Here is a 12,068-nt window from a genome sequence, read left to right as displayed (position 1 = left end):
TTATCAAAAAAAAATGAAACGGCGTAATTTTATTTGGCACTCTCTACTATTTGTTAGTGGTTGTACAGTAGCTAGTAATTCCAGTAATAGTACTTTTAACAAAGTGCTGGACAGTGCGCCCAAGCAACTAAAATTTGCAGTCACAGATATTAAGGGACTACAAGCTTTACAGCGGGATTATGGAGCCTTTCGGACTGCATTAGAAGATGTATTAGATATCAAGATTGATTTTATCCCCGTTGAAAATTTCGTAGCGGCGGCACCAGCATTGCAGTTGGGTCAGATAAATCTAGTTCTTGCAGGTCCATCAGAATACGTGATTTTAAATGCCAGGGCGAAAGCAGTTCCTGTTGTCGCTCTCGAACGACCAAAGTACTACTCAGTAGTTGCTGTTCGTGCCAACAGTGGTATCAAGTCACTGTCTCAATTAAAAGGGAAAAAAATTGCTATGCGATCAAAGGCAGCAACTGGTGGCCATCTTTACCCGACAAAGCTTCTGATGGATGCTGGGTTAGATCCCAAGTCAGACTACCAAAGTCTGTTTTTAGAAGACAAGGGCTTGGAAGCGTTAAGAAAAGGGGATGTTGATGCCTGGGCAGTTTCTATTTCAAGGTATGAAAAAACGCTGCGAAATGCAGGTTTATCTACAACAGAATTTCCAGTCATAGCAACTGGATCAAACCTGCCCAGTGATGTTTTTGTTGCTAGCAGCCTGCTTGCTCCCGCCTTCATCCAACAAATGCAACAGCTGATGCTCAAGCATCAAGATAAACTCATCCAAGCTATCTTGGCATCCCCAGAAAATGAGAAGTTTAAAGGCTCCAAAATGTTAGCGGCTACTGATGCCGATTACAACATGATTCGAGAAGTTTACAAAGCAATCGGACAAGGCGATTTCATTAACTAAGTGCTACCAGAATTTCAAAGTAAAATTATCTATTAAGCAACTATATGCAACGACGGAATTTCATCTATTATTCCCTACTATTTGCCTCTGGTTGTACAGCAGCTAGCAGCAATCAATATAATGACATAACTTCTAAATCAAGTGTTAGTTTACCCAAAACGCTAAGATTTACATCTACAGATGAAAAAAATCTTGAAGAATTACAAAGCAATTTTGGGGCATTTAAAACAGCAATAGAGCAGGTTTTGGAAACAAAAATTGAGTTGGTTTCGGTTCAAAATTACATTGCGGCGGTGACAGCCCTACAGTTGGGTCAGCTGGATCTCGTCTTGCTTGGGCCATCTGAATATGTGATTTCACGGGCGAGAACGCAAGCTGTTCCCCTTACTGCTATTACACGCCCAAACTATTACTCTCTGTTTGCAGTCTCTACTAAAAGCGGAATCAAATCACTGGCACAGTTGAAAGGTAAAAAAATTGCTTTAGGAAACTTGGGTGCAGCAGGTAGTTATATTGGTCCAATGAAGATTTTGATAGATGCTGGATTAAATCCCAAGACAGACGTCGAAATTGTGCTAATTAAAGAAGAACAGAAGCGCATTCTGGCTTTAAAAAAGGGTGAAATTTATGCCTCAGCATTTTCTAATAACACCTATGACCGAGAAGTTACACAAAAAAAAGCAGATAGCGAGTTTTTAGTCATAGCAAAAAGTCCACCCCTACCCAACGATGTCTTTGTTCTCAGTAGTAAATTTGAGCCTGCTGTTGTTGAACTGGTGCGATCGCGTATTCTTCAAAACCAAGATAAACTTATTCAAGCTCTTTTAGTCGGTCGCAAGCATAAAAAGTACAATCAATCCCAGTTCATCCCTGCGAATGATGCTGATTACAACATGATTCGCGAGGTTTATCAAGCAATTGGACAAGGACAATTTCTTTAAAACTTGAAGGTCGTTCGCATGGTTCCTACAAATATACTATCGTTGTTATCGTTGTGTTCTGGATTGGTAATCACAAATAAGCCAGGGGTAATAGTGATGTTATCTGTGAGTTTGAACCGATAGAAACCCTCTATATGTAAGGAGGTGTCCCGATCGGCGACTAGGCTACTTTCTGTAACCTTTGGTGGCATACCGATGACAATACCAGCTAAATTACCTTTTCCTCCCAAATCTGGAAAAGCTAAAGTTACAGCATAGTTCAAGATATCTGCGTTGTCGTCGCTGACTTCCGAGTGGGCAAATGAATAGCCTAACCAACCAGAAACAGTAAATTGAGGACTAATTCGCCAGCTAGTTTCTAAACTAAAAGAATCTGCGGAAGTAGCGACATTATCAAAGGGTCTACGGGCATTATCACTACCTGTACTACCCGTTAGGTTGACACCACTATTGCTCCCTCCAGCATAGTAGGAGTGGACGTATGTCAAGCCTATATCTAAATTCTTGATTGGCGCAAAAAGTACTTGCGCTAAAGCGCTGTAGTTACCATCGAAAAGCCCATTTTTATCGGTAGGATCTTCGGCATCACTGACCATATAGGCGAAAGTGAGACTGGCGCGATCGCTAAACTCGTAGTTTATCCCAAATCCTGTACCGTCATTAGTTCGGTAGATAGGGTTATACCGCCCAAAGCGAGAAATCGCACCGCTGCTAGCACTACTTACGGGACTCAGCGTTTCTGCAATGTCTGTCATTTCTGTTTCCGCAGCAGCAAGGGTGACTCTCGCGCGATCGCCGATTGGGAAGTAATAGTACAGGTCATCTACGCTAACTCGGTTGTCGTCATCTCCATCGAACCCCAAACGAATCATTCTAGTACCTGTGACATCGCCCTGAAACTCAGTTATGTTTTTGGTTTGCAAGCGGGTTCTTAAAAGGTCTTTGCCAGTAAAGCTAGTATCAAAATTCAGACGTACTCGATTGGCAAATATAATATTATCTTGCAAAGCTGGGTTGTTATTGGCATTGTTGTCTTCGTCGGCTGCTTCCTCACCAAAAACACCAGCTACAGCAAAGATAGCCTCACCTGTGAGTTTTGTGGTGGTAGAAAACTGATTTGCTTCAAGTTCAGTAGTGCGCGTTTCTAACGCATCTACACGACTGCGTAGGGTAGCTAGTTCAGCGGAAAACTCCTCTTGTAGCTTTTGGAATGTAGCTAAATCTTCTTTAGTTACCAAATCAGCTGTCTTCGTAGCAATTAATTCATTCACCCGATCTAAACAAGCATTCAAACCAGCAGCAAATTCGTATCGCGTCATGGTTCGATTGCCGCGATACGTGCCATTTGGGTAGCCAGCAATACAAGCATACCGTTCTACCAGCGATTGCAATGCACCAAATGCCCAATCTGAAGGTTGTACGTCAGACAGTTGAGAGACGGAGGTGACTTGCGCCACGGCTGCCGATACTTCAGCTGTAACTTTTGAGGAGGATAAAAACAAGGTTGTGACTATAACAGCGGGGCTAAACAGCAAAGCATTGAACAAAATTCTTGATATCACTTTTTCACATCTAATCTAAATTGGCTTAAAATTTAAATAAAAATTGATACTAAAAAAACTGTAAATTTACTTAAAAACCACAACCAATTTCAAGTACTTACGTAGAAATACTGTGGTAACAATTTGTCATGCAAGCATATTTGGTGCATCTTAACTGGGAGAACAGTTAAGAGTTATACGGATGACTGCATAAGTTTTTTAGAAGCTGATTTCCGCTGTACTGATTTGTGATATCTCAGTAATACCACTACTGTTTGATGCGTGATTTCCGAATAAAATCAATGCTGTATCTCTATTCGCATCACCATTTTGAATGTATTTGCCAGCATACTGATGAGTATAGAATATTTTCTCAGATATTAGCTACAAAAAGCATTTACCTATAGCTTTGTTTATTACTATTTTTTTTTTAATGAAATTGATAAAAATGCTATTTCGAGGTTCTAGTTCTTCTTTAGAAAATAAAGCGAAAACAAAACAGGTAAATTCAAAAGCTTTACCTACTTTCCTAAATCGCTTCACCAGCAGCTTGAGTATTGCCAAAAAAATTGGTTACGGATATTCACTGTCAATTGGTATTGCTGTTTTAGGAACTAGTAGCGGCTTAGCGATCGCAGATTACTACGAAAAACAAGCTCAGAAGCAACTAGAATTAGCCTCTCAGCAAGAAAGTAATTTAAGAAAGTTAGAAAATGCAGTGATAATGACACGAATACATCCGCAACGCCTGGTTAGCGTGCTTGAAGATTCCATTTGGTTAGAATTTGAAAAAAGTAAATTTTTGGCAGATATTTCTCAAGTGAAGGCAGAATTATCTGAACTGGAAGATTTTGTGAAAAATAATCCTAATGGTTTAGCTGTAGAAAATAAAGATTTACACAAATTATTAAATAAATATCAAACCAATACAGATAAATATACTGAACTTGTCAAATCATGGTGGCAAATAATAGACTTTAATAAGTTACGCTCTGGTAAAATTCAAAGTAACCAAAATGACTTAGCTGTTTTGCTGAAAGGAGAGCAAAGTATTCGCATTAATGTTAACTTTGAAATGCTCACAGAGGAGTTAAGCCGAATCTTAAAAATAGCTGAAAATCAACAACAGCAAGCAAATGCCAGATTTAGACTTGCTCAAGAGTTGCAACTACTAATTATTATTGGGAGTATGGTGTTATCGGTTGTGTTAGCAGCAGTACTAGCACTCTATACTAGTAGAGCGATCGCCAGTCCCCTACAAGCAGTAACAAACGTCGCCAGACAAATCACCGCAGAATCAGATTTTAACCTGAGAGCTAAGGTAGCAAGCAATGATGAAGTGGGTACGTTAGCAACCTCCCTAAATCAATTGTTGCAATGGGTGGGAGATTACACTCATGAATTAGAACTAGCTCGCCAAACCTTAGAAGAACGGGTAGAAGAACGAACCCTAGAACTAAAAGAAACGCTGCAAGACCTGAAAGAAACTCAAACGCAGTTAATTCAAACAGAAAAAATGTCCTCTCTTGGGCAGATGGTAGCAGGAATAGCTCATGAAATCAATAACCCTGTCAATTTTATTTACGGCAATATTGAATGTGCTAATAATTATATTCAAGATTTACTGAGTTTATTAAATTTATATCAGCAGCATTACCCCGATCCACAGTCGGCAATTGAAGAAAAAATAGAAGAAATTGATTTAGATTATCTGTGCGAGGATGTGTCAAAAGTTTTGTCTTCAATGAAAATAGGCGCTCAGCGCATTCGGGAAATTGTACTGTCTTTGCGGAACTTCTCCCGCTTAGATGAAGCTGACATCAAAAAGGTAGATATTCATGAAGGAATTGAGAACACGCTGTTAATTCTCAATCACCGACTTAAGCAAGGAGTTGAAGTTATTAAAACTTATGGTAATTTACCTTTGATTGAGTGCTATCCAGCGCAACTCAACCAAGTTTTTATGAATATTATTAGCAATGCTATAGATGCACTGTTAGATGACAAAAGTGATAAAACAAGTAAAGAAATTAAGATTGCTACATCCAGAGTCAATGATAGCTATATTAAGGTTAGTATCAGCGATAATGGCCCCGGAATTCCACCAGAGATAAAAGCAAAGCTATTTGACCCTTTTTTCACAACTAAACCAGTAGGCAAAGGTACTGGTTTAGGGTTAAGTATATGTTACAAAATCGTTGAAAAACATCACGGAAAAATTGAAATTTTTTCCGAAATTGGTCGAGGTACAGAATTTGTAATTTCCCTACCTATTGAATAAGTCCCGCAAATAATAACCTTTGCAACTCCACCAACATCTCTCGCTAGTCGTCCGCTCCAACAGAGTTGTTATGCCCGTCCGTCGCCTATTGCCCCTAGTCTGCGTTCAACACTTTGCGGAACACGACTTTATCATCGCCCGCCGCATAGAAGTCGCGAATTCGCGCCTCCTCCTCATAGCCGCACTTCGCGTAGAACGCCCGCGTGCGCTCGAAGCCCGGCAGCCCTGACGTTTCCACCAGCAGCATGCGCTCACCGCGCGCCGTCAACGTTTGTTCAACGTAGTGCAGCAGTCTTGCACCGCGTCCTTGTCCCTGGCGGTCAGGTCGGATGGCGATCAATAGCAGGTTCCACGTCCGATTGGTCATCCGTTCCGGCTCGCAGTAGGCGACCCCAACCGGCCCATTGTCGTCGTCGGTGATCCAGAAATGATCGCTGTCGCTGTCGTCACTGAAGTAATCGGCCAGCATTTCGCTCAGCTCCTCAAGCTCGTTCGGCTGGAAGCCGATCGCGTCGGCTATGGCGATTAGCGCGGTTGTGTCATCGGGTGTGGTCGGTCGAATCATGGTGAACTCCATGTGCGCAGGGGTTATCGAAGGTGTCGTCGGACGTGGTCGGTCGAATCATAGCGAACTCCAGCGCACAGATCCCGCATAGCAATAGCAATTCGTGCCCTCTCCCAAATTGGGAGAGGGGAAGAGGTGAGGGAAGTACTATCTTTGACTGCAACTTAGTATCAGCCGCTGGAGGTAAGATTACAACAGTTGTTATGCCACAATGAAAACATAACAACTGTTACGATAGGATGTCAAGATAATTGTTTCATGTTGCTGCAAACCGAGGAGAGCTATGAGTTATGACGATCGCCGTATTGAAGTCGCTCAAGCGGCATGGCGGGTGATTGTCCGTGAAGGATTGGATCGCGCCAGCATGCGGGCGATCGCGCAAGAACTGGGCTGCTCGACTGGGGTTGTCACCCACTACTTTCGAGATAAAGAAGAACTCACCCTATTTGCCCTGGAACAAGTGTTTGAAAACGTCCTAGAGCACATGAAAGCCTGTGCCAAGGGGCGGCAAGGAATTGACAGACTAGAGCAGATGATTTTTGCGGCTCTACCTCTGGAGGACATTGACAGAGCCGATTGGAAGGTTTGGGTAGCGTTTTTGGGCTATTCGATCGGGCGCGAACACCTAGTTCAGGAGCACCGAAAACGCTATGACTTATTACGACAGATTATTTGTCAAGAGTTAGCTGACTTACAAACAGCCAAGCTGATTCGGGCCGATCTTGATTTAACTCTCGAAGCCAGTGCACTCATCGCCCTAGTGGATGGCATTGGCACGCTCGTTGTCATCTGCCCTGAGCAGTTCTCAGCAGAGCAACAACAATACCTCGTGCAGCGACATATCAATGCTTTACTAGCATCATCTTGAACACCGATGAGTAAGTTTCAAACTACTGACTAACGGTGCGGTTGAGCGGATGCCATTAACCTTTGCATCTACACCAAGGGCTTTCGCCAGTCCGCTCCGATCGGGTTGTTCGGTGTTGATTAGTGGCTCACCTTAAAAACAGGAAGGTCTCACCGTGCAGATATGGGTGCAAGTGATTCCTGACAACATAAGGCACAGCACGAGAAAGCCATTCGTGTTCTTGCGGGTTGGCGCTGAGAAAAGCCAAGTTTTCCACTGTTGCCCCGACGAAGAATGCTTCAACAATGCTTTGATAATCTGCTGGTAGTGCCCTAACACTTGTGTAACCCTCGAAGAAGTGCAAACGCAGCGATGCCTCAATGTCTCCAAGCGATTCACCAATATCGTAAAGATAAAAGCCAAAGCCGCAACGCGAAAAGTCAATAGGGCGCACTTCTTCGCCGTAGAGAACGTAGTTGCCTTGGTGAAGATCAGCGTGAATTAAGCCCCAAGTGTCGCGCGTCTGTTGAAGACAAGGCATGAATTCTTGGACTTGCGTAGCAGCCTTTTGGAACACTTGATAATCATCTATTGAGATTGTTCCACTTTGCACCAACACGCCAAGTTGAGATGTTGCAGATTTTAGCTGCTCCACGTCGTGAGTGGGACGAGAAAAGCCGGATGGTAAAGACCAACAGCTTGCGTGTTGGTGTAGTTGCGCCATCAGTGTACCCAGTTGGCGGACTTGCTGTGCTGTGGGTTCGCCGTCAACATGTTCGCCTTCTATCCACCGCAGCAACGAACAAGATATCGAATACCCAAATTCTGCCCTAGCAAAGCTTGTTACCCACTCGCCCAAACAATTCTGCACGGGTTGGGGCACGGTTAATTCAGTGTCGTAGGCGATCGCATTTAGCCATAACAACTCGGACTCAATGACTGGCGGTTCTCTCCAAACATCATGCGAACCATTGCCAACAGCCTCGATTCCAAAATGGAGGCGAAGCAAAAACTTATCACCTGTTGGTGTCTCAACCCGAAATGTAGTGTTTTGGCTTTGTCCTAAGAATGTCAGTTGAGCATTGGGCACGTCGTAATACGTCAGGACAGCTTGAGCAATTTCTGCATTCATACTATAACCTATAAGCGATCGCACCGATCTTTTTCAATCCCTGCGTGCCTAGAACATAAATTCAGTAATCCCAAAAACCCAGTTGGCTGTAGAGACGCGAAATTTCGCGTCTCTACAAACAAATGTGGTTTTTTAGCCCTTAGGTTGAATACTGAATCGGTGTTCTAGAGCTTCTTGAAGTATCTGGCGACTGGGAACAGCTCGAAGCCCACCTTTTCATAGGTGTGACGTGCTGGGGCATGACCGGGATCGCCTCCAGTCTCAACCATAGCAACAGACATCCCAGCATCTTTCATCCAATCCAGAGCGAATTCTATCAGAGCGCTGCCAATGCCGCGACCTTGAAAGTCTGGATCGACAGCGACCATGTAGATTTCACCCATGCTGTCCTCTGAGTGTAGTTTCACGGCTACAAAGCCCACGGTAGAACCTGCATCGATAGCAACCCATACATTTGTGTCTTCTGCAGCGCAGACATCCTCGACAGCCTTTTGCTGGCTCACACGCCAATTATCGGGATAGAATGCCCGGTACACATCAGCGTTCATCGCTTTCTGAATCGAATCAAAGACCGGAGTCCATGCCCGAAGCGAAAGACGAATGACTGCATCAAGTTGATGAGCGTCGTAAGGTTCAATCCGCATTGACCTATGAACACCAGTTAACGTCATTGACCTATGAACTCCAGTTAACGCCGAAGGTTCCTAAACGGCGAAGTATTCGGATTAAAATTTATGAATGCGATCGCCACAGCCAAAAATTATTTTCCAAATGCAGCTAACACAGGCACAACCTTCTCACCAAACACCTCAATAAACTGTTCCTGTTCCCGGTTAACATTATGCAAAATTAACTCATCAAACCCTAGTTCTATATCTTTTTGCAGCCACTCGATATGCTGGTGCAAATCTGCGGAAATGCGGACGTGTTCGTTTAACTCCTCTGGGTTCACAAATTCTCCAGCAGCATCAAATTGTTGAGGAGTCCGCAATTCTGTCATCATGATGTTTTGAAAAATGTTGTTGCGCCATTGGTGATGGGCTTTTTGTCGTGCTGTTTCTTCGTCGCGATCGTAGGAAAGCTGGACTTTCAAAATCATCGGTTTGCCTTCTCCACCACCACGACGAAAAGCATCGACTACTGTTTTCAGTTTTTCCGGTGGACGAGAAATTGTAATCAAACCATCTGCCCAACTACCAAGCCATTCTGCGGTTTTTGCAGTGATAGCGGCTCCAATAATTGGGGGTGGTGTTTCAGGACGGGTGTAAAGCTTTGCCTCTTCCACGCAGACTAAACCGTGATAGGTTACTGTCTCACCTGCCCAAAGCGCACGGATAATATCAACACACTCTTTCAGACGAGCATTGCGATCGCTCTTGCAAGGCCACTTGTCTCCAGTAATGCATTCATTAATTGCCTGACCACTACCTACCGTCAGCCAGAAGCGGTTGGGAAACATTTCTGCTAAGGTTGCCGCTGCTTGAGCGATGATAGCGGGATGATACCGCTGTCCGGGGGCACAGACAACCCGATAAGCAAGACTGGGAGTTGCCTGCATTGCTGCACCCAGCCATGACCAAGCAAAGCCGCTTTGTCCTTGCTGTTCGCTCCAAGGGTGGAAGTGGTCGGAAGATAGAGCATGGGTAAAGCCAGCTTGTTCTGCCATTTGCACGTACTTGAGCAGTTCGCTGGGCTTGAATTGTTCGTGGGAAGCGTGATAGCCGATCTTTGCCATATTAGTGGTTAGTGGTTAGTAGATAGTGGTTAGTGGTTGTAGAGACGTGCCATGGCACGTCTGTACATTGGTTAGTGGTTAGTGGTTAGTAGTTAGTAGTTAGTGGTTGTAGAGACGTGCCATGGCACGTCTGTACATTGGTTAGTAGTTAGTAGTTAGTAGTTAGTAGTTGGTTTTTGGTTGGTAAGCTAAAGCACATTTAATTTGCATGTTGAAATTTTTTCAAACTCTTGTGGGGTGGGCATCTTGCCCGCCCAGATCATGCAATTTAAATGTGGAACAGCTTAATAGTTTCTTACCCATTCCCTATTAGCCATTAGCCACTAACCACCAACCCTTCGGGTTCGGCAGTCGCTCATGGGGGGAACCCCCAAGACCGCGCTGCCTCACCACTAACCACTAACTACTAACCACCAACCTACTTAATGCATTCCATCAACTCGGAACCAGCGATAGCCGTATGCTGACAATGGTATGGAATGAGTACCACCATTGAGTGGTTCGTACTCGCAATTGCAAAACAGATCGATTAGATACTTGTATTGTTGTGATTTGAGCGTAACGTTACACGCCTGGTCTGCGAGGTTGTGGAATACAATCACTGCGTTACCTTCCCACTCGCAGCAGTGAGCAAAGACGCTTGGCTCATCTATTTCTAGAATATGCCACTGAGCGCGTCCTAACTCTGGACACTGTTTGCGAATCCGGATCACCCGTTCCATCCAGTTAATTAATGAGTCAGATTGACGTTGTTGGCTAGCGACATTTATTTTTTGATAACCGTATTCTCCTTGGGAAATCACGGGATGGGGAAGGGCATCACTAGGAGCTGTGGAAAAGCCGCCGTTGGGTTCGTTTGACCATTGCATTGGTGTGCGGACGCTGTCTCTACCTGGCAGTGACAGGTCATCACCCATACCGATTTCTTCGCCGTAGCGCACTAAGGGCGTACCGGGTAGGCTAAACAACAGGCTGTAAATGAGTTCTATGCGACGGCGATCGCCATTTACCATTGGCGGTAGTCGGCGACGAATACCCCGTCCGTAAATTTGCATGTGTTCTTCGGGAGCAAAGGCGGCAAATATCTCTTGGCGTTCGGCATCGTTAAGTTCAGACAGGGTAAGTTCATCATGATGGCGGACAAAGTTCACCCACTGGCCGATGTGGGGAATTTCTGGCAGCGTCTTTAATCCGTGACAGATGGGTGCTGCTTCTTGCCGAGCCAGAGCCAGGAACATATACTGATTCAACCAGAAGTTGAACAGCATATGCATGCGATCGCCATCTCCAAAATAGGTAAGAAGTTTATCTGGAGCAACGTTGGCTTCTGCCAGCAATACTGCGTCACCACGCCGGGATAAAAGAAACTCCCGCATATCAGAAAGAAAATTTTCTAGATCGGATTTTTCTGCTCCTTCGATACCCAATCCCTCAATCAAGAAAGGAGCAGCATCTACTCGAAAACCAGATACGCCAAGCGCCAGCCAAAAAGCCATGATTTTGTAAATTTCTTTCTGCACTGCTGGGTTAGCAATGTTTAGGTCTGGCTGTTCTTTGTAAAAGTGATGTAAGTAATAAGCTTCTGCCTTTTCGTCGTACTCCCAAACACTATCTTCTACTCCAGGGAAGGCAACATGCCAGGAGCCAGTTTTAGACGGTTCTTCTGTCCACACGTAGTAGTTGCGGTATTTGGAGTTTTTGTCGGAACGTGCTGCTTGAAACCAAGGATGCTGAATGGAAGTATGGTTAACAACTAAATCAATAATTACCCTAATACCTCGTTCTCCAGCTTCATGCATGAACTCTACAAAATCTCCTAATGTCCCCAAGCGGGAGTCAACGTTGTAGTAGTCCATGATGTCGTAGCCGTTGTCACGGTTGGGAGAAGGATAAAAAGGCAACAACCACAGACAGGTAACTCCTAGCCCAGCTAGGTGATCTATTCGCTTGGTCAGCCCTGGAAAATCGCCCACACCATCGCCATCTGAGTCTATAAATGTCTCCACATCCAGGGAATAAATGATTGCGTTTTTATACCATTGGTGTTGCATCGCAGTCACTTTCCTAGCCTCCATATTTCAACTAAGTAGGTCGGCACAAATAAAGTTAATTCGTGAGG

10 protein-coding genes are annotated in these 12,068 nt (G+C 44.3%); 4 read left to right on the top strand and 6 right to left on the bottom strand.

Going from position 1 to position 12,068, the window contains the following annotated elements:
- Positions 1-13 precede the first annotated feature (13 nt).
- Positions 14-907 carry a PhnD/SsuA/transferrin family substrate-binding protein gene (locus FIS9605_RS0124065; protein ID WP_026734878.1) on the top strand — a complete coding sequence of 298 codons (894 nt, stop codon included), beginning with the start codon at positions 14-16 and terminating at the stop codon, positions 905-907.
- 44 nt (positions 908-951) lie between these two features.
- Positions 952-1,848, top strand: a complete 897-nt coding sequence (gene phnD / locus FIS9605_RS0124060; protein ID WP_026734877.1) for a phosphate/phosphite/phosphonate ABC transporter substrate-binding protein — start codon at positions 952-954, stop codon at positions 1,846-1,848.
- Here phnD and FIS9605_RS0124055 read toward each other — a convergent pair.
- Positions 1,845-3,410: an iron uptake porin gene (locus FIS9605_RS0124055; RefSeq protein ID WP_026734876.1), complete on the bottom strand. Its 1,566-nt coding sequence runs from the start codon at positions 3,408-3,410 to the stop codon at positions 1,845-1,847. The genes phnD and FIS9605_RS0124055 overlap by 4 nt on opposite strands.
- Before the next feature lie 412 nt (positions 3,411-3,822).
- On the opposite strand from FIS9605_RS0124055, the gene FIS9605_RS0124050 reads away from it, so the two are divergent.
- On the top strand, positions 3,823-5,670 hold the full coding sequence (locus FIS9605_RS0124050) for a sensor histidine kinase (protein ID WP_231510442.1): 1,848 nt from the start codon (positions 3,823-3,825) through the stop codon (positions 5,668-5,670).
- A 94-nt stretch (positions 5,671-5,764) separates the two neighbouring features.
- Here FIS9605_RS0124050 and FIS9605_RS0124045 read toward each other — a convergent pair whose 3' ends face one another.
- Positions 5,765-6,235 carry a GNAT family N-acetyltransferase gene (locus tag FIS9605_RS0124045; RefSeq protein WP_026734874.1) on the bottom strand — a complete coding sequence of 157 codons (471 nt, stop codon included), beginning with the start codon at positions 6,233-6,235 and terminating at the stop codon, positions 5,765-5,767.
- 283 nt (positions 6,236-6,518) lie between these two features.
- Here FIS9605_RS0124045 and FIS9605_RS0124040 point away from each other — a divergent pair, with 283 nt between their 5' ends.
- Positions 6,519-7,103 carry a TetR/AcrR family transcriptional regulator gene (locus FIS9605_RS0124040; protein WP_026734873.1) on the top strand — a complete coding sequence of 195 codons (585 nt, stop codon included), beginning with the start codon at positions 6,519-6,521 and terminating at the stop codon, positions 7,101-7,103.
- A gap of 127 nt (positions 7,104-7,230) precedes the next feature.
- On the opposite strand, the gene FIS9605_RS0124035 is transcribed toward FIS9605_RS0124040, so the two are convergent.
- The 4 genes from FIS9605_RS0124035 to FIS9605_RS0124020 all read right to left on the bottom strand — a co-directional run bounded on the left by FIS9605_RS0124035 (position 7,231) and on the right by FIS9605_RS0124020 (position 12,000).
- Positions 7,231-8,214 carry a phosphotransferase enzyme family protein gene (locus tag FIS9605_RS0124035; protein ID WP_035140132.1) on the bottom strand — a complete coding sequence of 328 codons (984 nt, stop codon included), beginning with the start codon at positions 8,212-8,214 and terminating at the stop codon, positions 7,231-7,233.
- Between the two features lie 164 nt (positions 8,215-8,378).
- Positions 8,379-8,858 (bottom strand): GNAT family N-acetyltransferase, encoded by a 480-nt coding sequence (locus FIS9605_RS0124030; protein WP_026734871.1) that lies wholly within the window; start codon positions 8,856-8,858, stop codon positions 8,379-8,381.
- Between the two features lie 116 nt (positions 8,859-8,974).
- Entirely contained in the window at positions 8,975-9,949 is a 975-nt protein-coding gene (locus FIS9605_RS0124025) for a TIGR03885 family FMN-dependent LLM class oxidoreductase (RefSeq protein ID WP_026734870.1), read from the bottom strand.
- A gap of 422 nt (positions 9,950-10,371) precedes the next feature.
- Positions 10,372-12,000, bottom strand: coding sequence for an alpha-amylase family protein (locus FIS9605_RS0124020; RefSeq protein ID WP_026734869.1), 1,629 nt, complete (start codon positions 11,998-12,000; stop codon positions 10,372-10,374).
- Positions 12,001-12,068 lie beyond the last annotated feature (68 nt).

This window comes from Fischerella sp. PCC 9605, assembly GCF_000517105.1.
Lineage (GTDB): Bacteria > Cyanobacteriota > Cyanobacteriia > Cyanobacteriales > Nostocaceae > PCC9605.
The sequence above is the reverse complement of the archived record's forward strand: the minus strand, read 5'-3'. Positions and strand labels throughout refer to the sequence as shown.